This is a genomic window from Mycobacterium tilburgii, assembly GCF_902168065.1.
Taxonomy (GTDB): Bacteria; Actinomycetota; Actinomycetes; order Mycobacteriales; family Mycobacteriaceae; genus Mycobacterium; species Mycobacterium tilburgii.
The window spans coordinates 25,047-49,862 of record NZ_LR655712.1; the positions used below are offsets into that span (position 1 = coordinate 25,047).

15 protein-coding genes and 16 pseudogenes are annotated in these 24,816 nt (G+C 66.3%); 9 read left to right on the plus strand and 22 right to left on the minus strand.

Annotated features, from left to right (window positions below):
* Position 1 precedes the first annotated feature (1 nt).
* The 3 genes and pseudogenes from FQ389_RS10635 to fadD5 form a co-directional block, all read right to left on the minus strand.
* Entirely contained in the window at positions 2-871 is an 870-nt protein-coding gene (locus FQ389_RS10635; protein WP_144207466.1) for an ABC transporter permease, read from the minus strand.
* 1 nt (position 872) lies between these two features.
* Entirely contained in the window at positions 873-1,712 is an 840-nt protein-coding gene (locus tag FQ389_RS10640) for an MlaE family ABC transporter permease (protein ID WP_407662844.1), read from the minus strand.
* A 245-nt stretch (positions 1,713-1,957) separates the two neighbouring features.
* Positions 1,958-3,364, minus strand: a pseudogene (gene fadD5 / locus FQ389_RS10645) (fatty-acid--CoA ligase FadD5).
* A gap of 170 nt (positions 3,365-3,534) precedes the next feature.
* Here fadD5 and FQ389_RS10650 point away from each other — a divergent pair.
* Positions 3,535-4,228, plus strand: a pseudogene (locus FQ389_RS10650) (GntR family transcriptional regulator).
* Between the two features lie 11 nt (positions 4,229-4,239).
* Here the strand turns inward: FQ389_RS10650 and FQ389_RS10655 are convergent.
* The 4 genes and pseudogenes from FQ389_RS10655 to FQ389_RS10670 all read right to left on the minus strand — a co-directional run.
* Positions 4,240-4,680, minus strand: coding sequence for an SRPBCC family protein (locus FQ389_RS10655; RefSeq protein ID WP_144207469.1), 441 nt, complete (start codon positions 4,678-4,680; stop codon positions 4,240-4,242).
* Positions 4,668-5,226: pseudogene (locus FQ389_RS10660) on the minus strand (acyl-CoA thioesterase). Before FQ389_RS10660 ends, FQ389_RS10655 begins: the two are co-directional and overlap by 13 nt.
* A pseudogene (locus tag FQ389_RS10665) lies at positions 5,205-5,595 on the minus strand (NIPSNAP family protein); the annotation flags it as partial. The pseudogenes FQ389_RS10665 and FQ389_RS10660, both read right to left, overlap by 22 nt.
* A gap of 44 nt (positions 5,596-5,639) precedes the next feature.
* Positions 5,640-6,554, minus strand: a pseudogene (locus tag FQ389_RS10670) (CoA transferase); the annotation flags it as partial.
* A gap of 4 nt (positions 6,555-6,558) precedes the next feature.
* Here FQ389_RS10670 and FQ389_RS10675 point away from each other — a divergent pair.
* Positions 6,559-6,736: pseudogene (locus tag FQ389_RS10675) on the plus strand (TetR/AcrR family transcriptional regulator); the annotation flags it as partial.
* A gap of 893 nt (positions 6,737-7,629) precedes the next feature.
* Here FQ389_RS10675 and FQ389_RS10680 read toward each other — a convergent pair.
* A pseudogene (locus FQ389_RS10680) lies at positions 7,630-8,107 on the minus strand (FAD-linked oxidase C-terminal domain-containing protein); the annotation flags it as partial.
* 60 nt (positions 8,108-8,167) lie between these two features.
* On the opposite strand from FQ389_RS10680, the pseudogene FQ389_RS10685 reads away from it, so the two are divergent.
* Positions 8,168-8,688: pseudogene (locus FQ389_RS10685) on the plus strand (nitroreductase family protein).
* A 21-nt stretch (positions 8,689-8,709) separates the two neighbouring features.
* On the opposite strand, the gene FQ389_RS10690 reads toward FQ389_RS10685, so the two are convergent.
* Positions 8,710-9,471: an SDR family oxidoreductase gene (locus FQ389_RS10690; RefSeq protein ID WP_186296359.1), complete on the minus strand. Its 762-nt coding sequence runs from the start codon at positions 9,469-9,471 to the stop codon at positions 8,710-8,712.
* Positions 9,472-9,512: 41 nt separating this feature from the next.
* Between FQ389_RS10690 and FQ389_RS10695 the strand changes: the two are divergent.
* Positions 9,513-9,880, plus strand: a pseudogene (locus FQ389_RS10695) (response regulator transcription factor); the annotation flags it as partial.
* Here the strand turns inward: FQ389_RS10695 and FQ389_RS10700 are convergent.
* From FQ389_RS10700 to FQ389_RS10710, 3 genes and pseudogenes are all read right to left on the minus strand, one after another.
* Complete coding sequence (locus FQ389_RS10700) at positions 9,877-10,197, minus strand: hypothetical protein (protein WP_144207470.1); 321 nt, start codon at positions 10,195-10,197, stop codon at positions 9,877-9,879. The pseudogene FQ389_RS10695 and the gene FQ389_RS10700 sit on opposite strands and share 4 nt — an antisense overlap.
* Before the next feature lie 144 nt (positions 10,198-10,341).
* Positions 10,342-11,219 (minus strand): annotated as a pseudogene (locus FQ389_RS10705) (hypothetical protein).
* A 114-nt stretch (positions 11,220-11,333) separates the two neighbouring features.
* Entirely contained in the window at positions 11,334-11,969 is a 636-nt protein-coding gene (locus FQ389_RS10710) for a TetR/AcrR family transcriptional regulator (RefSeq protein ID WP_144207471.1), read from the minus strand.
* Positions 11,970-12,169: 200 nt separating this feature from the next.
* On the opposite strand from FQ389_RS10710, the gene FQ389_RS10715 reads away from it, so the two are divergent.
* On the plus strand, positions 12,170-12,295 hold the full coding sequence (locus FQ389_RS10715) for a hypothetical protein (RefSeq protein WP_144207472.1): 126 nt from the start codon (positions 12,170-12,172) through the stop codon (positions 12,293-12,295).
* A gap of 116 nt (positions 12,296-12,411) precedes the next feature.
* On the opposite strand, the pseudogene FQ389_RS19855 reads toward FQ389_RS10715, so the two are convergent.
* Positions 12,412-12,620: pseudogene (locus tag FQ389_RS19855) on the minus strand (hypothetical protein); the annotation flags it as partial.
* Between the two features lie 53 nt (positions 12,621-12,673).
* Between FQ389_RS19855 and FQ389_RS10725 the strand changes: the two are divergent.
* A complete protein-coding gene (locus tag FQ389_RS10725) occupies positions 12,674-12,901 on the plus strand; it encodes a hypothetical protein (protein WP_144207473.1) in 228 nt (75 codons plus the stop codon).
* On the opposite strand, the gene FQ389_RS10730 is transcribed toward FQ389_RS10725, so the two are convergent.
* The 4 genes and pseudogenes from FQ389_RS10730 to FQ389_RS10745 form a co-directional block, all read right to left on the minus strand.
* Positions 12,898-14,322, minus strand: coding sequence for an NAD(P)(+) transhydrogenase (Re/Si-specific) subunit beta (locus tag FQ389_RS10730; protein WP_144207474.1), 1,425 nt, complete (start codon positions 14,320-14,322; stop codon positions 12,898-12,900). The genes FQ389_RS10725 and FQ389_RS10730 overlap by 4 nt on opposite strands.
* Complete coding sequence (locus FQ389_RS10735; RefSeq protein WP_144207475.1) at positions 14,319-14,648, minus strand: NAD(P) transhydrogenase subunit alpha; 330 nt, start codon at positions 14,646-14,648, stop codon at positions 14,319-14,321. The genes FQ389_RS10730 and FQ389_RS10735 overlap by 4 nt, the downstream gene beginning before the upstream one ends.
* A gap of 3 nt (positions 14,649-14,651) precedes the next feature.
* Positions 14,652-15,758, minus strand: a complete 1,107-nt coding sequence (locus FQ389_RS10740; protein ID WP_144207477.1) for a Re/Si-specific NAD(P)(+) transhydrogenase subunit alpha — start codon at positions 15,756-15,758, stop codon at positions 14,652-14,654.
* Positions 15,759-15,840: 82 nt separating this feature from the next.
* Positions 15,841-16,306 (minus strand): annotated as a pseudogene (locus FQ389_RS10745) (nuclear transport factor 2 family protein); the annotation flags it as partial.
* A 130-nt stretch (positions 16,307-16,436) separates the two neighbouring features.
* On the opposite strand from FQ389_RS10745, the pseudogene FQ389_RS10750 reads away from it, so the two are divergent.
* Both FQ389_RS10750 and FQ389_RS10755 read left to right on the plus strand, forming a co-directional pair.
* Positions 16,437-17,677: pseudogene (locus FQ389_RS10750) on the plus strand (acyl-CoA dehydrogenase family protein).
* Complete coding sequence (locus tag FQ389_RS10755) at positions 17,674-18,501, plus strand: tyrosine-protein phosphatase (RefSeq protein ID WP_144207479.1); 828 nt, start codon at positions 17,674-17,676, stop codon at positions 18,499-18,501. The pseudogene FQ389_RS10750 and the gene FQ389_RS10755 overlap by 4 nt, the downstream one beginning before the upstream one ends.
* Positions 18,502-18,513: 12 nt before the next feature.
* On the opposite strand, the gene FQ389_RS10760 is transcribed toward FQ389_RS10755, so the two are convergent.
* The 5 genes and pseudogenes from FQ389_RS10760 to FQ389_RS10780 all read right to left on the minus strand — a co-directional run bounded on the left by FQ389_RS10760 (position 18,514) and on the right by FQ389_RS10780 (position 23,926).
* Positions 18,514-19,377 (minus strand): SDR family oxidoreductase, encoded by an 864-nt coding sequence (locus FQ389_RS10760; RefSeq protein ID WP_144207481.1) that lies wholly within the window; start codon positions 19,375-19,377, stop codon positions 18,514-18,516.
* A gap of 50 nt (positions 19,378-19,427) precedes the next feature.
* A complete protein-coding gene (locus FQ389_RS10765) occupies positions 19,428-20,870 on the minus strand; it encodes an aldehyde dehydrogenase family protein (RefSeq protein ID WP_144207483.1) in 1,443 nt (480 codons plus the stop codon).
* A gap of 187 nt (positions 20,871-21,057) precedes the next feature.
* Positions 21,058-21,999, minus strand: a pseudogene (locus tag FQ389_RS22410) (SAM-dependent methyltransferase); the annotation flags it as partial.
* On the minus strand, positions 22,000-22,944 hold the full coding sequence (locus tag FQ389_RS10775) for a class I SAM-dependent methyltransferase (protein WP_144207485.1): 945 nt from the start codon (positions 22,942-22,944) through the stop codon (positions 22,000-22,002).
* A gap of 30 nt (positions 22,945-22,974) precedes the next feature.
* Positions 22,975-23,926, minus strand: a pseudogene (locus FQ389_RS10780) (SAM-dependent methyltransferase).
* A gap of 587 nt (positions 23,927-24,513) precedes the next feature.
* Between FQ389_RS10780 and FQ389_RS10785 the strand changes: the two are divergent.
* Positions 24,514-24,790: pseudogene (locus FQ389_RS10785) on the plus strand (chloride channel protein); the annotation flags it as partial.
* Between the last annotated feature and the right edge of the window lie 26 nt (positions 24,791-24,816).

A 24,816-nucleotide genomic window follows, 5' to 3' on the forward strand; every position in this document is an offset into this window, starting at 1 on the left:
GCTACACCGTTAGGGCGAAGTTGGGGTTGACGCCGTAGAGCGCCAACGCGGCGGACAACACGACCACCTGCACCGAGACCAGCGAAAAGCGCATCGACCGACCCACCGCCTCGCCGACGCCGACGGGTCCGCCGCCCGCATTGTATCCGTAGAAGCAGTGGGTGATCATCACGACTGCCGTGATGAGGATGGCCTCCACGAACGACCAGAACACGTCGTCCGGGCGCAGAAACGTTCGGAAGTAGTGGTCGTAGGTGCCGTTGGACTGTCCGTACAGCACCGTCGTGGTGATCTGCGGCGACAGGAAGCACATGATCATCGCCAGCGCGTAGATCGGGATGATGACGACCAAGGCCGCCATGAAGCGGGTGGTCGCCAGGAACGAGATCGACTTGATGCCCATGACTTCCAGGGCGTCGATCTCCTCGCTGATGCGCATGGCCCCGAGTTCGGCCGTGGCGCCCGCACCGACCGTGGCGGCTATCGCGATCCCGGTGACCACGGGAGCGACGATACGCACGTTGATCAGCGCGGCGAAGAAGCCGGTGAACGCCTCGATACCGATGTTGCCCAGGGACGCGAAGCCCTGAATCGCGACCAGCGAGCTACCGGACAGCGTTACGAAACCGACGATCGCGACCGTCCCGCCGACCACCGCCATGGCGCCGGTGCCCATGCCGATCTGGGCGATCAGCCGCAGCGTCTCTTTGCGGTAGTTGCGCAACGCGTGCGGCACCTGACCGATGCAGACCAGCCCGAACCACGCCATCTGGCCGAGGTCGTCAAGGCCCCGGCCGGCGGCACCGCCGTAACGATTGAGGTTCCCGGCCGCCCGGGGGAACCGGGCCCGTAACACCGCTACGTTCGTCATGTCAGCGTCCCGTCCCGAATCGCACGCCGATGGTGGTCAGCACCACGTTCACCGCATACAGCGCGACGACGCAGAGCACGACGGTTTCGTTGACGGCGGTGCCCAAGCCCTTGGAACCGCCTCGCACGGTCAGGCCGCGGAAGCAGCCGACCAGACCGGCGATCAGGCCGAAGGTCGCCGCTTTCACGGTCGCGATGACGACCTCGGGCAGCCCGGTGATGGTGGTCAGCGTCGCTAGGTAGGCGCCGCCCGACACGTTCTGCAGGTACACGCCGAACAGATAGCCGCCGACCAGACCGACGGTGATGACCAGACCGTTGAGCAGCGTGGCGACCAGGGTCGCGGCGATCACCCGGGGGACCACCAGCCGGTAAATCGGGTCGATGCCAAGCACTTCCATCGCGTCGATTTCCTCGCGGATAGTGCGCGCGCCCAGGTCAGCGCAAATCGCGGTGGAGCCGGCGCCGGCCACCACCAACACCGTCGTAAGCGGGCCGAGCTGGGTGACGGCACCGATGGCCGCGCCCGCACCAGACAGGTCCGCGGCACCGAACTGCGCCAACAGCACGTTGAGGGTGAAGATCAGCAGCACCGTCAGCGGGATCGACACGAAGACGGTCGGCAGGAACGCGACGCGCATCATGAACCAGCACTGCAGCACGAACTCGCGCCACTGGAAGGGCCGCCGGAACAGCGCCCGGCCGATCAGCACGCACATCCGGAAGAAGCCACCGATCAGGGTCAGCGGCGACTCGAGTTGATCGCGCAGATAGCCGACCAGGTACGGCCCGCGCGAATTGGTAGGGGTCCACGGAGGAGTCGAGGTAGGGGTCGACGTCACCGGTGCCCCCTCACAGCGGAGCCGCGCGCCATCCGGCTGCGCGGATCGTGTCGCACGCCTCGCCCCCTCGCCGTCAGGAGGCCGGAAACAATCCCGCCTTGCCCTCGATTCATCTGTGTGACCTCCGACTCTCTACTGGCGGGTAGTAACGGAGACCACAGGAATGTACCCGATGGCCAAGCAGGTGTGAACCGCATCTGCACAATTAACCCTTCGTCAACGGCGGGCAAACGTTACAGTATCGATCAGCTTCCCTCTCCCGTCGTTAAATCCCTTGCAGTAGCCTTGCTTTGAGTGCCGGCCGTGTTCCCGTAGCGAACCCTCAGCTCGGTTTTTAGCACTTTGCCAGCGGGGTTACGGGGCAACACGTCGACGATCTCGAGCGCCTTGGGGGTGCTTGTAGCGCGCAAGTCGTTCGTTGAGAAACCCGTCCAGGTCGTCCAGGCGCAGCCCGTCGGTGTTGACGGCCGCGGCCGCGATCGGGACCTCGCCCCACTTCTCGTGGGCACGACCGATGACCGCGACCTTGACGATACTGGGATGACTGGCGAGCACGTTCTCCACCTCGGCGCAGTAGATGTTCTCGCCGCCGGAGACGATCATGTCCTTCTTGCGGTCTTGCGGTCCACCCCCCAGACGTAGCCGTCCTCGTCCATCCGGATGAGATCCCCGGGGTGGAACCAGCCGCCCGCGAACGCCTCCGCCGTGGCCTCCGGGTTGTTCCAGTAGTCGCTCATCAACGTCGTTGCGCGATAGACGATTTCGCCGACCTCGCCAATTGGCACGTCGTTCATGTTTTCGTCGACCACCCGGGCCGAGACCGTCAGGATCACCTTGCCGACCGATCCGCGCTTCCGGATCGCGTCCTCGCCCAGCAGCATGCAGGTGACCGGCGACATTTCGGTCTGCCCGAACGCCGCCAGGATCTGCGTCCCGGGGAAGGTGGCCAGACATCTCCCGCAGCAGTGCGTCCGGCGCGGGGGCGGCGCCCCACGACATGACACGCAACTTCAAATCCCGGGGGCCGGGCCTGCTGTTCGGCGCACACCGCCTGCCATTGGGTGGGCACCAGAAAGATCCCGGTGACCTTTTCCGCCGCCAGCACGTCGAGAAGCTGCCCGGGCGCGAATGCTCCAAGCGGATAAACCACCGTGGGTAGGCCGAGCAGCAGGCCGCCGAGCAGGTTGCTGACGCCGGCGATGTGGAACAGCCGGACACCGATGAAGCCGACGTCGTTGTTGATGTCGGCGCCGTTGGTGTACAGACCGGTCATCGTCTGGCCGGTCAGGTTGGTGTGAGTGAGCACCGCGCCCTCGGGACGCCCGGTGGTGCCGGAGGTGTACATGATCAGGGCCGGCGAGTCGTTCAGGATGTCGCCCCGGTTCGCGGGCACCGGCGGGCTCGTTGATCAGGTCCTCGTAGCAAAGCACGTTGCCGTCGGTGGCGCCACCGGCCAACGTACTGACGCGATGTTGCAGGTCGGCCCAAATGAGCGTGCGGTCAATGAACCGCAGCGCGACGGCGTTTGGCTGCATCAGTGCGTGCCGTTCGAGCTGATTGACCCAGTTCTGCCGCCAGGCCAGATACGGGTGCTCTGTCGGGTATAACGCCTGTGATACGTGAGCCTGTTGACTAGCAAGTTGCGCGATCAACTAAATACCTTCCCTCCACTCGCGCACCGCTTACGACAGCTTGATATTTCATAAAACATCGTGTTGTGTGGGTCACACTATGGCTTTGCCGTCCTGATGACAAGACCCGGAAAACCTGAAAACGCCCTGGAATTCACCTATCCATTACCGTGAAAGCCCTGGCCACCCCCGTGAACGCACCTCTTCCTACGCGACCCCCTGGCCGGCGGCGGAAGCTCGCCGGGCACAGCTGTCGGACGAGGTCGCGGGCCATCTGGGGGCGGCGATCATGTCGGGGCGGCTACGCCCGGGCACCTTCATCCGGCTGGACGAGACCGCGGCCGAGCTCGGGGTCAGCGTGACGCCGGTGCGGGAAGCCCTACTCAAGCTGCGCGGCGAGGGCATGGTGCAGCTGGAGCCGCACCGCGGCCATGTGGTGCTGCCGTTAACCCGCCAGGACATCGAGGACATCTTCTGGCTGCAGGCGACCATCGCCCGGGAACTCGCGCAGGCGGCCACCGTCCACATCGCCGAGGCCGAGATCGACGAGCTGGAACGCATCAACGAGTCGCTGGCGACGGCCCGTCAGGACCGGCGATCCCGAGACGATCGTGGGCCTCGAGTTCTCCTTCCACCGGGTCTTCAATCAGGCCAGCGGGCGTATCAAGCTGGCGAAGTTCCTGCTCAACACGGCGCGGTACATGCCGGTGTGGTGTATGCAGGCGATCCGCAGTGGGGTGTTGCCGCGGTCGACAATCACCGCAGCTGATCGCCGCGCTGCGCCGCCGGGACACGCCGGCGGTGGTCGAACACACGGTGTGGCAGTTCACCGATGCAGCCCGGTGGCTCACCGAAATGCTGGACGGGGCCGGGATTTTCGGCTGACGGACGAGCCCCTAGCTGGCGGCCAGCTGTTCGGCGCGCTGCTTGAGGTTGTCCGCGAGGTGGTCGAGCACGTTGTTCAGCATCTGCTTGACCAGGGGCGCGGGCACGGGCATCGACGGTTCGACGTCGATGTCGACGGTCAGCAGGCTGGAGGCGCCGAGTTCGACGACGCTGAACAGCTGCTCCTGCTTCTTGAACAGCTTGCCCTGCTGCATGACGGTCTGGATCTGGTTCGGGCCCGGGTAGTAGACGGCCTGGACGTAGACACCTTCGAATCCTTGGTAGGCGGCGTCCAGGCGCAACTGGCTGGGCCGGCCGTCGTCGTAACGCGCGAGCACCCAGCAGCCGGTGACACCGTCACTCCACTCCGGGTACCGCTCGAAATCGGCGACGATGGCCATGACCGCGCCAGCGTCCGCGTCGACCTCCACGGTCTTACTCAAAACGGGCATGTGCGAAGCATATCGACAGACGCGAAAGGCCCAGCGTCGACAGTGGCCGTCGCCAGCAACGACCGGATCGGGTCAGGTATCGGGGACCGGTTTCCGGCTGGTCCGGTCGATGTAGACGTGCACCCAATGCCCGAGCGCGGTGATCGGCCGCCCTGGGGCACTGGGAGTGCTGTCCCCCGACTCCGCCTGGGAGGCGAACACGCTGAGCCGATAGGTGCGCTACTGCGGCCGAGCCGCGTCACGGCCAGACCGACCTCGAGTCCTTGCGGAAACCGCAGTTCGCAGAAGTAACGGCAGCCGGACTCGGCGACCACACCCAGGGCCGGCATTGTAGTCGGGTCGAACCCGGTGCCCAGGGTGATCCACGCGTTGATGGCGGTGTCGAACAGCTGGTAGCTGGTAGTACACCGCGTTGTTGAGATGGCCGAACATGTCGTTGTCGGCCCAACGGGTGCCGACCGGCCACAGGACCGGAAAGTCGGTGCTGGTGAGCTGCGCGGGCGCGGGCGGAATCGGCGGGCCGGGGCCGGCGCCACACTCATCCATGTGACGATCTCGGCCGGTGGGCTCTCCTTCCAGGAGGAGTAGTGGTTGGCAAAGCAATCCCAGCCGCCGTCCAATGCCCAGTAGTGGATCACCTCGTTGTAGCGGAAGGTAGTGATGAACGAACGCGAGCCAGCGTTTCCCGGTGCGCTCCGACCACGGTACGTAGAGCCGCTCCAGTTCGCGGATGTAGTCGTCTTGGCGGCCCGGCTTGGTCTGCATGATTTCTAAATCACCAGTGGCGCAGTGAAGTTGGCCTCGCGGAGCTGGGCTAGTGTCTTGGCTGGATCCAGGGTACATGATCCGGCCCTCGCCCGAGGCGCCGACCTCGGACAGATACGCCGCCCATTTTCCGGCGGCCGCTTCGTGACTGCGTGACACTTCGAGCGTATTTTTGTGAAGATCCTGCGGGGTGGTCAAGACCCGCGGCGAACCTTGAGTTCGGCCAGGATTTCCTCGGTGTGCTGGCCCAACTCCGAGGCCACCGAACAGGGTGTCCACTGCGTGCCGTGGAAATTCGCCGGGGTGGCGATCGCCACGTCGCCGTCGGGCACGTTGACGATGCCGCCCGCGGCGTAGAACTGCTCGTCGGCCACCACGTCTTCCAGCGAGTTGATCAGCGACCAGAAGAAATCCGGTTCCGCCGCGAAGACCTCAGTCCATTCGTCCAGGGTGCGAGTCGCGAAGATCGCGTCCAACTCGGGGCCGTTCTCAAACCGGTCGCGCGCGTCGCTGAACCGTGGGTCGTCGATACGGTCGGGCCGACCGACGACGCGGCACAACGGCGGCCCGTGCCGGTCGTCTTCCAGACCGACGATCCAGAAACGCGCGGCCGTCACCCGCGGCGTAGTTGTTCATGCACCGATTGCCCACCGTTTCGAGTTGCCCGACCGCGATGGGCTGGCCGGTCAGCAGATAGGTGTTCAGGTCGAAGCTCACGGTGTAGGCGCCCTGTCGGTACAGGGAGGTGGTCACCAGATGTCTCGTCCCGGTGCGTTGGCGGGCGAGCAGCGCCGCGCAGATCGCCGCGGCCAGCGTCATCCCGGCGGAGTGGTCGCCCATCCCGCCGCGCTGGAACGGCGGCGTCTGGCCGGGCCCGGTGAGTTAGGTGAGCCAGCCCGACCCGCGACCAGAACGCGGCGACATCGTAGGCGGCGCGCTCGGCGTCGGGGGCCGGTCTCGCCATACCCGGTGATCAGGCCGTAGACCAGGCTGGGGTTGTGCGCGGACACCGATTCGAAGTCCAACCCGAGCCGGTGCAACGCCCCGGGACGAAGGTTGGTCACGAAAACGTCTGCCTCGGCCAGCAATTCGAACGCGGTGCCGCGGCCCCACGTGATCCCGCAGATGCGGGACGGGCTGCAACGGCATCTGCCGGAGCCCAACGCCGCGGTGAAGGCGGCGACGGTGATTCGAATTAGCCATCTCGCACTACATCGTTCGGAGCGACGACGCCGAGCAGTTCCTGGCACAGCTGCGCCACGCGGTCGGGATCAAGGCACCTGTCGACTAGTTGTTGCGGCGACCCGATGCGACGGGTGTTCACCACACTTTGGGTACTACATATTGTTTTGTTGTACTACATAATATTGTTTTGTCGATTACATACGCAGCCTGGATCACAGGCGCAGATAGGACCGAACCATAGCGAGGAGAACGCAGGCCTCGGCGGAAGACCCCGCTCGGCCAGTCACAATCCGCAGTCGGATCGGATGGCAATCCCGACTGAGGTCAACAGTTCTGATCGGCGCCGCAGCGGCGGCGATATTTGCCGCATACGAAGGCGCACAACTTGGTACGCTGGGGCGGCAGGCGCAGTCGATCTATCTGGCAGACACGGAAACCAGCGCCACCGCCACCGGAATGCATCGGCCCTAACCTGATCGGCGACAACAGCCCGGAGGCTCAGGCATTCTGCCTACAGCAGTTCCAGAATTTCCCGGTGATCTGGCCCATCTGGCCGTGGTACCTGGATGATCCGTTGTGGGACATACCGAACTGGTTTTGGTTTCCACCTCCGCCACCGCCCTCGACGGACCCAGCCGCTCCGGCATCGACTGCGGCGAAACTGCCAGACCCGCCGGCAACGGCAGGGTCCGATAAGCCGGACAGCGGTGAAGGAACGGAGGCCGGTGGTAGCACCGCTGGCGGGACGGTTATCGGCCCACCGGGTGGCGGGACCATTACCGTGACCCCGCCGGGCGGAACGGTTGCCGGCCCCACCGGCGGCAAAGCCCCTGCGGGAGGCCCGGCCGGCGGGTTCGGTGGCGGCGGCCTTGGTAGGGCTGCACAATCAGCACGAAGGCAGGCACAGCGGCTGAACACACTCTGCCGCGAAACTGTATTTCGCTACGCGTTTCTCGAGTAGCACCGTCGTGGAATACAGTTTCGCGGCGGCCGAAAGGGCTAGCCGAACAGCACCGCCGCGTTCAGGTAGCCTGTGGGGTCCAGCGCCGCCTTGACCGATCGCATAGCGGCGGTATCCGTTGTATCCTTCGACATTTCGAGGTAGTCCCGCTTGCGGGTTCCCACCCCGTGTTCGGAGCTGACGTTGCCGTCGCATTGCGCGATCAGGTCCATCATGGGCGCGTACAGGTCCTTCTCCTGTTCCAACGGGACGCGCAGCACGTTGAGATGCAGATTGCCCCTCACCAACATGGCCGAACAGCACCGGCACGGCGTCGGCGACCCGCTCGCCGATCAGCGCGACGGCTTGCGCGGCGAATGCGGGGATGGTCGCCAGCGGCAACGACACGTCGAATTTCAGCGGTGGCCCGTACACGCCCAGCACCTCAGCAAGCGATTCGCGGACCCACCAGAGTCGTTGCTGGGCAGCAACATCCACGCCCAGTACAACGGCTTGCACGACTGCAGAGACACCGCAGTCGGGGAGGGTGGAATGCACGACCTCGAGAACGCGATCACCCAACGCCGTTCGATCCGGATGTTTTTGCCCGATCGGGAAGTCCCCTCAGAACTGCTGTGCGAGGCGTTCGAGCTGGCCATTCGCGCGCCGTCAAACTCCAACACCCAACCCTGGCGGCTGTACTTCGCCTCGGGTGCGGCGCGACGGCGTCTGGTGACGGCGTTGCTCACCGCCGCCCGGGCCAGACCGCCCCAGGTCCCACCGCTTCCGCAGGCCTTCGCCCACTACCGCAGCGACACCGGCAAGGTGGTCTACGGCTCGATGGGCATTTCCCGCGACGACTAGGAGACCCGGCGGGCTGTGGTGTTACGGACCTGGGAGTTGTTCCTGCAGACACTGGTGCTGGCGCTGACCGCACGCGAGCTGGGCAGCTGTGTGCGGGTTACGATCGCGGGCTATCCTGAAGGTCCTACGCGAACAGTTGAGCATCCCCGGCGAATTCACGATCCTGTGCGGCCCCGGATCCGGACTTCCCCGCCAACCATATTCGGCTCGGCCGGGACAGTGTCGAACAGAAAGTGGTGTTCGGCCAGGATTAGGGCGAGGACTCGAAGAGATCCCTATAATAGATCCTTGTGCGGCACGTCGGTGACCAGGCCGCCGTCCATCACGAACTCGCTGCCGGTGGCGTAGGACGACTCGTCACTGGCCAAGAACAGGATGAACGTCGACACCTCCCGCGACTCGGCCGGCCGGCCCAGCGGGACGGTCATCATGTCGTCGGGCAGGTGCTTGGTAATCGGGGTGCGAATGAAGCCGGGGTGTACCGAGTTGACCCGGATGTTGTGCCGAGCCAGCTCCAGTGCGGCGGACTTCGCCAGTCCGCGCACGCCCCACTTGGATGCGACGTACGGGTGCACCATGGGCACGCCGCGCAGGCCCTCGATCGAGGACACGTCGATGATCGAGCTGCCGCCGGCGGCGATCATCGGGTCGACGGCCACTCTCATGCCCAGAAATGTCCCGGTCAGGTTGACGTCGATCACCTTCTGCCACTTGGCCAGATCGAAGCTCTTGAGCGGCCCGAGCGCGACGGTCCCGGCATTGTTGACCAAAACGTCGAGCTTGCCGAATTCGCCGATCGCGGTCGCCACGGCGACATCCCACTGATCGGGCTGGGCGACGTCGAGGTGCACGTAGCGGACCGCGTCGCCGATCTCGTCGGCCACCGCCTTGCCCTCGTCGTCGAGGATGTCGCCGATCACCACATTGGCGCCCTCGGTCGCGAGTAGCCGCGCGTGCTCGGCGCCCATCCCGCGGGCGCGGAACACCTGCGCCGCGCGCCACAGCGGCGCAGCCGCATCGGGATCGGTGCGGGTCATCGCGCCCAGCATAGGTGGGCCGGCGGCCGGGCAGGCCCCCGGAAGCGGTCAAGGCCGGGGCGACCGGATACCTGGTCAAGAGCGCCTCGCAGGCCGAGATGGACGAGGCGGTGGCGGCCACCGCGGCCGGGCGCGCCGTGTTCACCCCGAGCCTGGCGGCGCTGGTGCTCGGCGAATATCGCCGCATCGCCCAGAACAAGGATTCCGAACCGGCCTGACCGAGCGGGAGACCGAGGTGCTGCGTCACGCAGCGAAAGGGTTGTCCGCCAAGCAGATTGCCGAGTGGCTTTCGTTGAGCCACCGCACCGTGGAAAATCACATTCAGGCGATGTTTCGTAAGTTGCAGGTCGCCAATCGGGTGGTGTTGGCCCGGTACGCCATCGAGCACGGCCTGGACGGCGAGCCCTAGCGCACCCCGGGCGAGACACCCTGAAATCGCTCTCGCCGCGGTCGCCATCGCCGCGCCGAGGGCGGACAAGAACATGGTCCACACGAATGGCACGGTGGGCAGCCCGGCCATCGTCTGCCAAACACGAGCAGGGCGGGGACGATCCCGGTCACCAGTAGCAGGCGGGCCAGCAGCGCGGGCGCGCAGGCCACCAGCGTGACCCAGATTCCGGTGCGGCGGCGCAGCAGCAGTATGATCGCACCGACACACATCCCCGCCGCCGCGGCCGCTTCGAGCACCCCCACCGCGAGCAGACCGAAGCCAAACGGCCCCACCATCAGCAACGGCGTCAGGCAGCCCCAGGCTGTCTGCCAGTCTCGCCACCTGGAGGTCGCTGGCCAGAAAGCCCCAGCCGTGAACCGCGGAACCCAGAACGCTCAGCAGCGCGGTGGCGGTGGCGGGCAGGGTTCACAGCGGGGATTTCACGCCGCCTCCCGGCTCGACCCGGCCAGCACCAGCGCGGCGAGCATCGTCGCGACACAGGTCAGGCCGTCACCCTTCAGGGCCCCACTTGATCACGGCCAGGGTCGCCACCCCGGCGACACACAGGGACAGCCCAGCGCCACGTCCCGACCGAGCGAGGTGCGGGCCGCGGCGCCGTCCCAGCTGGGCAGCGCGTTGTTCTCCAGCGGCCGCAGCACCAGGAACAGCACCGCCATCTCGTCGACCATCAGAAGCACTTGCATGACACTGACGGCAGGAAATCCAGCCGGCCCGGTAGCGCGGGTGCACGACGTAGTCGAAGAACAGGTGCAGCCCCAGCAGCACCGGCATGTGCTACAGGTAGAGGGTCATCGCCCCGGAGTTGCCGAGCGCGGTCCACCACCAGACGTGCGGCCGCCGTGCCCAGCGGGGTGATCGCGGGTGCCGCCACAATGGCCAGCACGTAGGCCCCCAAAACCACAGCAGCTGGATGCTGACACCGGCCACCGGATCGTAGATGTGTTGGGGCAGAAGCCAATACAGCGCGGTCAGTGCGACTGCCCAGAACCCGAGGTAGTAGAACACGGGGACGGAACAGCCGGGTGCGTTTCATCAGCCAGCCGCCCCAGTAGGTGCCGGGCCGCCAGGAGGACAGGCAGGCCGCGGCACCGGCGAAGAAGAACAGCGGCATGATCTGGAAGATCCACGTCAACGCCTGAAATACCGACGAGGTGGTGAGCAGGTTGTCCCAGATGAGGACGTGGGCAAAGATGATGCTGATCGCCATCACGGTGTTGCCCGCCACGACGCCGACCAGCAAGACGATCCGGATGACTTCGACGGCGGCCGGGCTCGGGATTCCCAGTGCAGTGGTCATGGCGAAAAGCCTTGTTGACCAGCAGCCGGGACACCCGCGCAGGACTACGCGTTGTCCCTGAGTAGTACTACTCAAAACGTCAAAACGCCGCGCGGGCGTTACGGCGTTACGGCGTCAGGGCCCCAGCGGGGACTCGGTGCGGATCTTTTCGTCCCGGATCAGGCCGCGCAGCAGCGCGGTGCTGAACTCGGCCGCGATTTCCTTGGCCGCGCGGCGGCCGCTGGGCCGCAGCCAGCGGTAGCTGCCCAGCGTCACGCCGATGTAGCCCAGCGCCACCACGTGCGAGTCGCACTGGTAGAACTCGCCGCTTGCGATGCCGCGGTCGATCAGCCCGTGCACGTGCTGGTAGACTTGGGCTTCCTTCTCGCGCACCTCGGCGACCTGTTCGCTGGTGAACCATTCGGTGATGTAGGGCTGCTCCTGGAAGTACACGGCGGCCCGCTCCGGGTCGCTCGCGATGCCGGTGAGCAGCCGGATCGTGTACTGGTAGAGCGCCTCGCGGGCCGTCCAGGACGGGTCGTCGTGGACCGCGGCCAGGGTGCCCTCGGCGGCCTGCCGGTAGATGTCGAACAGGATTAGTGACTTGCTGGCGTAGTAGTGGTAAACCGTCGCCTTGTTCAAGCCGATGACGTCGGCGACGTCATCCATCCGGGTGCCGTGGTAGCCACGGGCGGCGAACAGCTTGGTGGCAACGGCCAGCAGCTCCTCGCGGCGCGTCAACCCGTTGCGGGTAATGCTGTCGGATGACATGGTGTACTCAACTATCGTCGCTACCAGCGGGGCCGGAGGGGCGCAACGGCCTTCCCCGGTGTAGGCAAAATACCAATCAACTGGTTCGACATTTTAAGGGCTCGGTCGGTTTCGGGTCTCTGTCGCACCGGCGTAGATGCGACTAGACTTCATTTAATTGACTCTGATGACTGACCGGTCGCAAGTACAGAGGTGGGGCGATGGATCCGAGTCCGGACTACGACGGCAGCGACGAGATCGAATTCTTTATGCGATACCTCACCTGGGGTCTGCGCGGCGTTGAGGACGGCAACGGCTACCCGCCGCAGGCCTACCCGCCCGTCTAGGACGCCCCGAGTCACCCTTTATTCGCGTCACGAGCAATTCCCGCCCGGCCCATCGCCTACCACGCCCGGCCGACCGGGCGGCCCGCTGAGGTCCCACGTATTTCCCTGTGCCGCACTCACATCCGCCCCACGCCTGCCACCCGCCCGGTCTGCGCATCCCAGCCCGACCGGAGCCGCTGCGGTTCGGCCGGCTTGGTGATGTCGGGCAGCTGTGCGGCGAGTTTCGTCGAAAGATCAACTTGATCTCCAGGCGGGCCAGGTTGGCCCCGATGCAGTAGTGCGCGCCATTGCCGCTGAAGCTCAGGTGCGGTTGAGGTTGCGGGAGACTGCTGCGGGTGTCGCGCACTGGCGCGTTCGCCGAGCAGGTCACCGTCATCAATGAGACCGCGCGGGTGCGGGGGCGTTCGATCCTGGACCGCCGCGACGTCGACTGGTCGGTCCTATCCGCCCGAGGCGATCGACGACATACTGCAGATCGTGCTGCGCACCCTGCAGTCGTTCATCTTGTCCCCGCCGACCGGCGACGGGACCGAACTACGCCGGATGCTCACCGTGTGGATCGGTCCCGTCGTCGCGGCGCTACCCCGCCGAAGCCGGGGCAGCTAGAGTGCCTTGAGTTCCTCCGCGACCTCGGTCACGGACTTTTTCGCGTCACCGAACAGCATGCTGGTGCCCTCGCCGTAGAACAGCGGGTTGTCAATGCCGGCGAACCCGGAATTCATCGACCGCTTGAGCACGATCACCGACTTGGCCTTGTCCACGTTGAGGATCGGCATGCCATAGATCGGGCTGGAGGCGTCGTTGCGGGCGGCCGGGTTGGTGACGTCGTTGGCGCCGATGACGATGGCGACATCGGTGCGACCGAACTCGTCGTTGATGTCTTCCATGTCCTTCATCGCGTCGTAGTCCACCTCGGCCTCGGCCAGCAGCACGTTCATGTGTCCGGGCATCCGGCCGGCCACCGGGTGGATCGCGTACTTCACCGTCACGCCCTTGTCCTCGAGCAGCGACGCCATGTCCTTGACGGCGTGCTGCGCCTGCGCGACGGCCAGCCCGTAGCCGGGCACCACGATCACCTGGTTGGCGTAGGCCATCTGGATCGCCGCGTCGGCGACACTGGTGGCCTTGACGGTCTTGTCGCCGGTGTCGCCGCCGCTGGGTGCCACGCCGCCACCACCGAACCGGCCGGCGACGATCTCCGGGATGGAGCGGTTCATCGCCTTGGCCATCAGGTTGGTCAGGATTGACCCGGACGCGCCGACGATCATGCCGGCCACGATCATCGCGGTGTTGTTCAGCGCCAGGCCGGCCGCGGCGGCCGACAACCCGGTCATCGCGTTGAGCAGCGAGATGACCACCGGCATGTCGGCCCCACCGATGGGCAGCACGAACATCAGGCCCAGCACCCCGGCCGCGGCGAGCAGGCCGATCATCCACCACAGCGACGCCCCGCCGGTACCGGGATGGTCGTGCAGGCCGACGACGATCGCGGACACCACCGCGCCGGTCAGCAGCAGCAGATTGATCGGCTGCTGGGCCTTGCCGAACCCGATCGGCTTGCCGGAGATGATCTCCTGCAGCTTGCCGAACGCGATGATCGATCCCCAGAACGAGATCGACCCGATGATCGCGGCGAACAACGAGGCCACTACGATGTGCACGGTCGGCGATTCACCGTTCTGGAACGCCGAAAAGCTTTGGTTTTCAAGGAATTCCGCGACGGCGATCAACGCTACGGTGCCACCGCCCACACCGTTGAAGAACGCCACCAGCTGCGGCATAGCGGTCATCTTGGTCAGCCGAGCGGGCGGAACGCCGAGGGCGACGCCTACGACCAGGCTGGCGACGATCAGCACCCACGATTCGTTGTGCCGGATCTTGATCAGCGTCGCCGTCACCGCTAGGGCCATACCGACCGCGACAATCAGGTTGCCGCGCACCGCGGTCTTGGGGCCGGTCAACCCCATCAAGCCGTAGATGAACAGCGCGATCGAGATGATATAGAGGCCGATAACCAGGTAGTTCATTTGGCGGCCGGCTCCTTGACCTTGGCCTGAGGGACGGCCTTCTTGCCCTTGAACATGCCCAGCATCCGATCGGTGACGATGAAGCCACCGATGACGTTCAGGGTTCCGAACACCACCGCCACGAACAGGATGATCTGCACCGCCAGCGACGGGTGCTCAACCTCACCGAAGACCACCAGCGCGCCCAGCACCACGATGCCGTGAATCGCGTTGGTGCCCGACATCAGCGGCGTGTGCAGGGTGTTGGGCACCTTCGAGATCACCGCGAACCCGACGAAACCGGATAACACCAGAATCGCGAGGTTCGCGAATAGTTCGTCGTACATCTACTAAGAGTCCTCTCCGCCGGCACGAGTCACGCACGATTCCGCGATGACTTCGTCGTCGAAGTCCGGGGCCAGCTTTCCGTCCGTAATCAACAGGTCTAGAAGCGCAGTGATGTTCTTGCTGTAGAGCTCACTCGCGTGCTCCGGCATCGTTGCCGGCAGGTTCGGTGGTGAGGCGATCGTGACGTCGTGTTTGACGACCGTGCGCCCGGACTCGGTGAGTGCGCAGTTGCCGCCGGTCTCGCCGGCCAGATCCACCACAACACTGCCCGGCTTCATCGCCTCCACCGCGGCCGCGGTCACCAGGCGCGGCGCCGGCCGGCCGGGTACCAGGGCGGTGGTTATCACGACGTCGAATCGTCCGATGGCCTTCTCCAGGGCCTCCTGCTGGTACGCGCGCTCCTCCTCGGTGAGCTCGCGCGCGTACCCGCCCTCGCCCGAAGCCGTGATACCCAGGTCAAGCCACTGCGCGCCGACGGAACGCACCTGGTCGGCTACCTCGGGCCGGACGTCGTACCCGGTGGTGCGCGCGCCCAGCCGCTTCGCGGTCGCCAGCGCCTGCAGCCCGGCCACACCGACGCCGAGCACCAGCACCGTGGCCGGCTTCACCGTGCCGGCGGCCGTCGTCAGCATCGGGAAGAACCGGGTCGACTCCGAGGCCGCCACCAGCACCGCTTTGTAGCCGGCCACGTTGGCCTGCGACGACAACGCGTCCATGGCCTGCGCGCGCGAGATACGCGGGATGGCCTCCAGCGCGAACGCCTGCACCCCCGCGGCCCGCAGCGCGCCGATCGCGTTGTCGGCATTGCGGGGGGCCAGAAAGCCGATCAGCGTCTGGCCGCTGTGCAGCTTGCCGACCTCGTCGGCGGTGGGCGGCGCGACCTTAACGACGACGTCGGCCGACCAGGCCTCCCCGATCGTGGCGCCGGCCTCGGTGTAGAGGTGGTCGGGAAGCAGCGCCCGCTCGCCAGCCCCGGACTCGACGACGACGGCTACGCCGCTGTTGACCAGCGACGCGACCGCCTTCGGTACCAGCGCTACGCGCCGTTCATCGATCCCGGACTCGGCGACCGCGCCGATCGTGACAAGCTTTGTCTGCGCATCTGTCATGACGCGTACATCTACTTTTACTTTCCTCGCTGAGCAATCGTGCGGACCACGTTGAGTTGAACACCCTAGCGGCCGTCACCAAAAGCGGGATCTCCTGCCCGTGTTCCGACGCCGGGCGGGGTCCGAAGTAGCGCCGTTCGGATTCCTCGATCGGCACATCGTTGATGCTGGCCTCGCGGCGGGCCATCAGGCCGTTCGGCGCGAACTCCCACAATTCGTTCCCGTAGCTGCGATACCACTGGCCGTCGGCGTCGTGGCATTCGTACTGAAACCGCACTGCGATCCGGTTGTCGTGGAAGTCCCACAGCGACTTGCGTAGCGAGTAGTCGAGCTCGCGTTGCCACTTGCGGGTCAGAAACGCCACGATGCCGACTCGCCCGACCACGTGCTCGTGGCAATTGCGCCATTGCGAGTCCGGGCGTATACGCCAGGCTGACCTTCTCGGGATCGCGGGTGTTCCAGGCGTCTTCGGCAGCCTGGACCTTCTGCAATGCCGTTTCGCGGGTGAATGGCGGGAAGGGGGACGGGCTTCGGCATCGGTCATGTATCCATCCTGCTGGATCGCGGCCCGCGGCGGGTACCCGGGACCGCGCTGTTTACCGTGAGTTAAGGGTCGCTGTGGCGACCTGAAACCGGGCGCCGCAATGGGTGTCCTATCGTGGCTGAATGGACTTCGCGATGTCGGCAAAGGCCACCGACTACCACAAGCGGTTGTCCGACTTCATCACCGAGTTTGTCTTTCCGGCTGAAGCCGCCTATGACAGCTACCGCCACGAGGCCGGCCCCGACGACCACACCGTTCCTCCCATCATCGAGGAACTCAGGATCAAGGCCAAAGAGCTGGCCTGTGGAACCTGTTCCTGCCGTCCGAATCGGGCCTGACCAACTTGGAAGAATCAGGCCTGACCAACTTGGAATACGCCTCGTTGGCGGAGCTGACCGGCTGGAGCCTGGAGCTCGCGCCCGAGGCGATCAACTGCGCGGCGCCGGACACCGGGAACATGGAAACCCTGCACCTGTTCGCCACCGAGGAGCAGCGCAAGCAGTGGCTGGAGCCGTTGCTGGCCGGCGAGATCCGCAGCGCGTTCTCGATGACCGAGCCGGCGGTGGCCAGTAGCGACGCCCGCAACATCGAGACCTCCATCCAGCGTGACGGCGCCAACTACGTCATCAACGGCCGCAAGTGGTGGACCTCGGGCGCCGCCGACCCGCGCTGCAAGATCCTGATCGTGATGGGCCGCACCAATCCCGAGGCGGCCAGCCACCAACAGCAGTCGATGGTGCTGGTGCCGATCGACACCCCGGGAGTGACCGTGCTCCGCTCGACGACGGTGTTCGGGTACCAGGACCAGCCCGGGCACTGCGAGATCGTCTACGACAACGTCCGGGTGCCGGTCACCAATCTGCTCGACGAGGAGGGCGGCGACTTTGCGATCGCGCAGGCCCGGCTCGGCCCTGGCCGCATCCACCACTGCATGCGGGCACTCGGGGCGGCCGAACGCGCGCTCGCGCTGATGGTGCATTGGGCGAACAACCGGATCGCCTTCGGCCGCCCGCTGGCCGACCAGGGTCTGGTGCAGCAGGCAATTGCCCAGTCCCGCAACGAAATCGATCAGGCCAGGCTGCCCTGCGAGAAGGCAGCGTGGATGATTGACCAGCATGGCAACAAGGCCGCACACCTGCTGGTGTCGCAGATCAAGGCGGCGGCCCCGCAGATCGCCTGCGACGTCATCGACCGCGCGATCCAGGTGCACAGTGCCGCCGGCGTCAGCGACGACACGGTGCTGGCCCGGATGTACAGCGGGCACCGCGCCATGCGGATCTTCGACGGTCCCGACGAGGTGCACCTGCGCACGATCGCGCGCGCCGAACTCGGCCGCGAGCCCTCCGTCTTCGCCGCGGCGGTCACCGGGGGATGACCGAGGCGTTGCGAGAACTGTCCGGCGCGTGGAACTTTCGCGACGTCGCCGACGGTACGCGCGCCCTGCGGCCGGGCCGGCTGTTCCGGTCCGGTGAGCTGAGCCGGCTCGACGACGCCGGCCGGGCGACGCTACGCGAATTGGGCATCACCGACGTAGCCGACCTGCGGGCCAACCGCGAGGTCGCCCGCCGCGGTCCGGGATTGGTTCCCGACGGCGTCGAGATCCACCTGCTGCCGGTCCCCGACCTCGTTGATGAGGCGCCCAGCAGCGATGAGGACGCCCCGCACGAAACCGCCTTCCGGCGATTGTTCGAGGGTGAGCCGGGCGAATCCGACGAGGCCATCAACGCGACGGCCGTGCGCTACATGATCGACGAGTACGCGCAATTCCCCACCCGCAACGGGGCCCGGCAGGCGCTGCACCGCGTCATCACCCTGCTGGCCGCCGGACGCCCGGTGCTCACGCATTGCTTTGCTGGCAAGGACCGCACCGGCTTCATCATCGCCACGGTGCTGGAGACGATCGGCATCGACCGCGACACCATCGTCGCCGACTATCTGCGCAGCAACGCCGCAGTGCCGCGACTCCGAGAGCACATCTACGACATGATCCAGCACCGCTCGGACGTCAAACTGGCCCCGGAGGTGGAGACCTTCACCGCGGCGCGGTTGTCCGACGGGGTGCTCGGTGTGCGCCCGGAGTACCTGGACGCCGCACGCCGCACCATCGACGAAGAGTTCGGGTCGCTGCAGGCCTACCTGAGCAGCGCAGGCATCGCGCAGGCAGGTATAGACCGCCTGCGCGACGAACTGCTCAGCTGAATCGCCGAGGGATCACCCCAGTTTGAAATCGGCCTTCTTGGCAGCGGACAGATCGGTGATCTCGTCCCAGTGCGCGGCGACGTCGTCCACACTCGGCGGCTTGTCGAAGGTGACGCCGTCGGTCTGGAACAGCGCCACGCGCTGCACCTTGCCACCGCCGACCACGAAAACCGAAGCGGTGTTGGGGTTTTCCTCGGTGCACAGGTAGGTGACCACGGGCGCGACGTACTCGGGGGTGAGCTTCTCCAGCACTTCCTTGGGCAGGATGTCCTCGGTCATCCGGGTGGCCGCGATCGGGGCCACCGCGTTGGCGTGGATGTTGTAGTTGGCACCCTCGAGCGCAAGGCTGTTAATCAACCCGACCAGCCCGAGTTTGGCCGCGCCGTAGTTGGTCTGGCCGAAGTTGCCGAACAGCCCGCTGGTCGAGGTGGCGACGACCACCCGGCCGTAGCTCTGCTCCCGGAAGTGCGGCCAGGCGGCGCGGATGACGTTGTACCCGCCGTACAAGTGCACCTTGAGGACGGCGTCCCAGTTCTCGTACGACATCTTGTGGAAGGTGCCGTCGCGCAGGATGCCGGCGTTGCTCACCACGCCGTGGATCGCGCCGAACTCGTCGAGCGCGGTCTTGATGATGTTCTCGGCGCCCTTGAACTCGGCGACACTATCGTAGTTGGCGGCCGCCCGGCCGCCGGCGTCCTTGATCTCCTGGACCACCTGGTCGGCCATGTTGTGGCCGGCGCCGGTGCCGTCACGTGCCCCACCGAGATCGTTAACGATGACGCTGGCGCCTTCTCTTGCGAGGCTCAGCGCGTATTCACGCCCCAGTCCCCCACCGGCTCCGGTGACGACGATGACGCGATCCTGCACTCCGGGCATCGGTTTCCTCTCTCTACGTTGAAAATCTAAAAGTCCGCCGCGCCAGTGTGTCAGAACAGCATCCGGCGGGCCATCTTGAAGGCCCGAGCGGTGTACGGCGGGTAGATGAAGCTGGACAGGTCGGGCCGGGTCGGCTTGGTCAGCACCGACTTGCGGTGGCTGAACTCCTCAAACCCGAACTTGCCGTGATAAGCACCCATGCCCGACGCGCCCACGCCGCCGAATGGCAGCTTGGCGGTGGACACCTGGAAGGCGAGGTGGTTGACCAGCATGCCGCCGGCGGGCACCTCCCTGATCACCCGTTTGCGGGTTTCGCGGGTCTTGGTGAACAGATACGCCGACAGCGGCTTGGGCCGCGAGTTGATGAATTGTATTGCCTCGTCCAGGTTTTGGACGGTGATGATGGGCAGCACCGGGCCGAAGATCTCGTTCTGCATCAACGGCCCGTTCGGGTCGGGGTCGAGCACGACGGCGGGCTGGATACGCAGGGTCGCCGGGGCACATTTGCCGCCGACGACGACCTTGCCGTCGGTGTTGGCCAGGTAGCCGCTGATCCGGTCGAACTGGCACTGGTTGACGATCCGCAGTCCGTCCGGCCGGTCGGAGGTGAACTTCGTGACGGCCGCACCGATCTTGCTCACCAGCTCGTCGCGGATGCTGGCGTCGGCGAGCACGTAGTCGGGGGCAACGCAGGTCTGACCCGCGTTGATCAGCTTCATCCAGGCGATCCGCTTGGCCGCCACCTCCACGTCGGCGTCGGCCGCGACGATCACCGGGCTCTTGCCGCCGAGCTCCAGCGTGCACGGGGTCAGGTGCGGCGCGGCGCCTTCATAAACCTTGCGGCCGATCTCGGTTCCACCGGTGAACAGCAGGCGGTCGAAGCCCTGCGCGATCAGTTCCTGGCTGACCGCACCGTCGCCCTCGACGACGGCGATCGCGTCGCTGTCGAGGTACCGCGGCACCAGGTCGGCCATCACGTGCGCGGACGCCTCGGCGATCTCGGAAGGCTTGAGCACCACGGCATTTCCGGCCGCGATCGCCCCGACCGTGGGGCCCAGCGTCAGGTAGAAGGGGTAGTTCCACGCGCCGATGATCAGCACGGTGCCGTAGGGCTCGTACTCGATCCAGCCGCGGCCGGGCAGTTGTGGCACCTCGAGAAGCTGGTAGCGGCGCTTGGTCCACTTGCGGACCTTCTTCGCCGCGAACTTGGCCTCGCCGGCGGTGGTGGCGATATCGGCGATGAACGCCTCGAACGGTCGGCGGTCAAGGTCCTTGGCCAGGGCCGCGACGATCGCGTCCTCGTTCTCCTCCATCAACTTGACCAGCTGCAGCAGCTGCCGTCGCCGCCATTCGACGTCGCGGGTACGTCCGGTAGCAAAGGTCTGGCGCAGCCGGGCCACCGTCGCGGGGATGTCTGCGGATCGCGCCGGGATCGTCGACGCGGCCCCGTTGGCGGACTCGGATGTCTTCGGTGCAACCGATTCGGTAGTCATCGTTGTCTTCCCCTGCTCGCACCTGCCCAGAGTTGCCCACGACCGTGTGTGCGGACACTTTCCAGCGATAACCGCGATCCTAACCCACCCAGCCGGTTGGGCAGTACAGCTACATCGCCGGGCGAAGCCGACGGCCGGCGAAAGCCTCGGGGAGGGCGCGGAGTCGGCGCGACCACCCTGGTAAGCCCTTGATTGCCGTCACAAAGCTGTTGGCGAACGGACGGTCTTCGGTGTGCGCCTCACGACCCAGCCGGGCCGCCTCGTCGCGGGCGTTCATGGTGCGCACGGTCTAGCCGTGTGCGGCGAACCAGTCCCTGCAGTCGGGCCAGCCGTCGTCGGCGAACCAGAGGTCGAACGGGTTGAACGAGGTGTCCAGGCCGCGAGCCGCGCGCTTGGCGCGCAGCTCCTGCCACCGCTACGCTCGCTTCCCGGCGTTTGTCGCCGTCAACCCCGAAATTTTCGACGGCCACCTGGCTGCCGGGGCTGCTCAGCGTGTCGATCGCGGCGAACATGGCCTGCTGGGCATCCGCCGGCAGGAACGACAGCAACCCCTCGGCCAGTCACGCGGTCGGCCGGGTCGCGTCAAAACCGTGGTCGCGCAACGCCTGCGGCCAGTCGTGGCGCAGGTCGACGGGCACCGGGCGCCGGTCGGCGATCGGGGCGACGCCGTGTCCGGCCAGGGTCTCGGTCTTGTACTCGAGGGTCTTGTACTCGAGCACCTTGGGCAGGTCGATTTCATAGACGGTCACCCCGGCCGGCCAGTCCAGGCGGTAGGCCCGCGAATCCAGCCCCGCCGCCAGCAGGACGACCTGCCGGATACCGGCGGCCGCGTCGGTGCAGTACGCGTCGAAGAAGTGGGTGCGCACCGCCTGGTAATCGACTATGTGGTTGGCGTCCGGGGACCCGTCCCCGGAGTCGTCGGCGTCGCCCGGGTCGCCAGTCCACCACGCCGAAACCTGCGCGCGCACACGCCCTCGAGCTCGGGTGTGGACACCAGCAGTTCGGCGAACTGGTCGCGGATCAGCGGGATGTCGCTGGCGGTTTCGACCGCGCGGGCCAGCGCGACCATCACCGCGGTCGCGCCGACGCTGGTGGCAATGTCCCAAGAGTCGTTCGCGGTGCGGGCCATTTACAGCCGCTCACCGATCACGAAGTCGGAGAACGAGTCCTTGTCGTCGTCCAGCTCGACGCTATCCACCCGACGACCCATCCGCTCCATCTCGTCGACCGAGTTCTGCGACGTGGCACGCCAACCGTGCTCGTTGAGCCAATCGGCGACGTCCGCTCGGTGCTCGTCGCAATACATCAACTCGCTGACGTCGACATACTCTTGCTCGAAGCCGATCGCATCGGCCACCTTCCTGAACAGTTCCCGCATCAGCTCGCGCCGCTCATCGGAGTGCTTGGGCGCGGTCTCCGCCGAGACGCGACTGCCCGCCGGGCTCAGCTCGGTGATCAGGGTGAACAACTTGTCCTGTGCCTCGGCCGGCAAGTATATCAGCAGCCCCTCGGCCAGCCAGGCGGTGCGCTGGGTGGGGTCGAAGCCGGTGGCACGCAGCGCGGACGGCCAGTCGTCCCGCAGGTCGATCGCGACCTCACGCCGGTCGGCGGACGGCGTGGCGCCGCTCTCGGCCAGCGTCGAGGATTTGTACTCCAGCACCTGCGGCTGGTCGATCTCGTAGACCGTTGTGCCAGCCGGCCAGTCCAGCCGGTAGGCACGCGAGTCTAGGCCCGACGCGAGGATCACCACCTGCCGGATGCCGGCGGCGACGGCATCGGCGAAGTAAGTGTCGAAGAAGTGCGTCCGCACCGCCTGGTAGCCGCGGATGTGCTGGATGCGGGCGGCGGACTCTTTGTCGATGGCCTCGATCTTCGCCACCACTTCCAGATCGAGCATGGCCCCCCACAACACCTCGGCACCGGCGTTGCTGACCAGCAGCCGGGCGTAGGGGTCGCGGATCAGCGGGTCGGGCTGCTCGGTTTCGACGGCGCGGGCCGCGGCGACCATGACCGCGGTGCTGCCGACGCTCGTCTTGATGTCCCAGGTGTCGTCGTGGGTGCGCAGTGAACTCATCGCGTGCTCCGGTCTGTGATGTGCGTCAGGTCAATTGCGGGCGCCGCCGAGGCAGGCGCGCAGCAGCATGCTGTGTACCGCGTAGTCGGTGAGGTGTTCGGGGACGGGGCGGCCGAATCGGGCCATCTCCTCGCGGTTGTCGACGAGCGTCACCTGCCAGCCGTGGCCGGCCAGCCACTCGGCGACATCCGACCGGTCGGGTTCGTGGAAGGTAAGCGCCTGGACGTTGACGTCGAGGCCGAGCCGGTCGCGCATCCGCTGCCAGCGGCTGGTGTTGCTGCTGGAATTCATCCTGAACAGGCGACCTGGCTGTCCGGTGCGCTGAGCGCGAGTAAACTTCTCGAACAGCCAGTCCTGGGCGTCGCTGGGCAGGTACGGCAGCAGGCCCTCGGCCAGCCATGCCGTCGGTTGGGTGCGGTCGAAGCCGGCCGCCGTAAGCGCGGCCGGCCAGTCGTAGCGCAGGTCCACCGCGACCGTGCGACGAGTGGCGGCGGGCACCGCGCCGTGCGACTCGAGAATGCCGGTCTTGTATTCCAACACCCTGGGCTGATCTACCTCGTAGACGGTGGTACCGGCCGGCCAATCTAGCCGGTAGGCGCGGCAGTCCAGGCCCGCGGCGAGGATCACCACCTGCCGCAGGCCGGCGCCGGCAGTGTCCGCGAAATACCCGTCGAAGAAGTGCGTCCGCACGGCCTGGTAGTCGATGCCGAGACGGTGCACACGCTGACCCTGCTCGTCGCCGTCCAGCCAGTTCAGGCCGGGATCGGTCAGTCGCGCCCACGCCGGAGCCGGCCGGGGACACCGGCTTGGCGGCGAACTCGTCACGAATCAGCGGGTTCGGTCCGCCGGTCTCCGCGACACGCGCGGCCGCGACCGCCAGCGCGGTGGCGCCGACCAACTCGGTGATGGCCCACGAGTCTCCCGCTGTTCGTAGCGAGGCTGGAAGCGGTGGCTGCACCGAGGAATCGCTGAGATCAGTCATTTCAGGCCCATGGTACCCGAATAAGTTAGTTAGCCTATACGCTTTGTGGGCGATCTCACTGCCGATCGCCGCGGGGTCAGCCGACCGGCCCGCGCCCCTTGAACAGCGCACCCTCCAGCAGTTGGCCGAGCATGCCGGTGACGGCCTGCATCTCTTGATAGCTCTCTGCGCGTACCCCGCGTAGAAGCCGGCACCGCAGAGCACCACCAGCAGCGTCTCGATCAGCGCGTTCGCGTCGATGGCGGTGGCGAACTCGCCCTGCTCGATGGCGTCATTGAGGACCCGGGTCAAAAACTCGCGGCAGACCCGGATCGCGTCGTTCTCGGCTTCGCTCAGTTCCGGGTGGCGTTGCGACTCCAGCACCGAGCTGATCAGAAACGCCGACGCCGCCGAGTGTTCGGAATTGACCGCCACCGCGCCCGAGATGAACCCGTGAGCCGTGCCAGCAGCGTCGTCTCCGGTCGGCCTGGGCGATCCCGGCGGCGAACAACTGATCCGCGGTCTGGCTCAACACCTCACGATACAGCACTCGCTTGCTGTAGAAATAATGATTGATCGCGGGCCGGGGGTCCGGCGCGCACGGCGATTCCGACGAGGACGGCCGGATCGCTGTGGCGCTCGGCATTGGCGCGAAAATCGGCGCGGTGCTTGCCGCGTCGATCACCTATCGAGACGACTTCGACTACCGCTGCCTGTTGCCCGAGTTCATCACCTCGGGACGGCGTACGCGGTACTCGGCGCGTTTCTTGGCTTCGATCCGCTGTTCGGCTACATCGACGCCGAGTACCGATTCGAGAAGGCCTGGCCGCTGCTGTAATTCGTGGTGTCGGTGTGATCGCCGCGGCGGTCGGCTACCTGTACGCCGGGTAAGCCGGACCGTGCCGAAAAAG

What these genes read in the sequence shown, in the direction of transcription:
- FQ389_RS10775 (WP_144207485.1), bottom strand. Translation starts at nt 22,944, where the DNA reads ATGAGTTCACTGCGCACCCACGACGACACCTGGGACATCAAGACGAGC.
- FQ389_RS10735 (WP_144207475.1), bottom strand. Translation starts at nt 14,648, where the DNA reads ATGTACGACGAACTATTCGCGAACCTCGCGATTCTGGTGTTATCCGGT.
- FQ389_RS10635 (WP_144207466.1), bottom strand. Translation starts at nt 871, where the DNA reads ATGACGAACGTAGCGGTGTTACGGGCCCGGTTCCCCCGGGCGGCCGGG.
- FQ389_RS10755 (WP_144207479.1), top strand. Translation starts at nt 17,674, where the DNA reads ATGACCGAGGCGTTGCGAGAACTGTCCGGCGCGTGGAACTTTCGCGAC.
- FQ389_RS10740 (WP_144207477.1), bottom strand. Translation starts at nt 15,758, where the DNA reads ATGACAGATGCGCAGACAAAGCTTGTCACGATCGGCGCGGTCGCCGAG.
- FQ389_RS10725 (WP_144207473.1), top strand. Translation starts at nt 12,674, where the DNA reads ATGAGACCGCGCGGGTGCGGGGGCGTTCGATCCTGGACCGCCGCGACG.
- FQ389_RS10690 (WP_186296359.1), bottom strand. Translation starts at nt 9,471, where the DNA reads ATGACCCGCACCGATCCCGATGCGGCTGCGCCGCTGTGGCGCGCGGCG.
- FQ389_RS10710 (WP_144207471.1), bottom strand. Translation starts at nt 11,969, where the DNA reads ATGTCATCCGACAGCATTACCCGCAACGGGTTGACGCGCCGCGAGGAG.
- FQ389_RS10700 (WP_144207470.1), bottom strand. Translation starts at nt 10,197, where the DNA reads ATGGTGGGGCCGTTTGGCTTCGGTCTGCTCGCGGTGGGGGTGCTCGAA.
- FQ389_RS10730 (WP_144207474.1), bottom strand. Translation starts at nt 14,322, where the DNA reads ATGAACTACCTGGTTATCGGCCTCTATATCATCTCGATCGCGCTGTTC.
- FQ389_RS10715 (WP_144207472.1), top strand. Translation starts at nt 12,170, where the DNA reads ATGGATCCGAGTCCGGACTACGACGGCAGCGACGAGATCGAATTCTTT.
- FQ389_RS10760 (WP_144207481.1), bottom strand. Translation starts at nt 19,377, where the DNA reads ATGCCCGGAGTGCAGGATCGCGTCATCGTCGTCACCGGAGCCGGTGGG.
- FQ389_RS10765 (WP_144207483.1), bottom strand. Translation starts at nt 20,870, where the DNA reads ATGACTACCGAATCGGTTGCACCGAAGACATCCGAGTCCGCCAACGGG.
- FQ389_RS10655 (WP_144207469.1), bottom strand. Translation starts at nt 4,680, where the DNA reads ATGCCCGTTTTGAGTAAGACCGTGGAGGTCGACGCGGACGCTGGCGCG.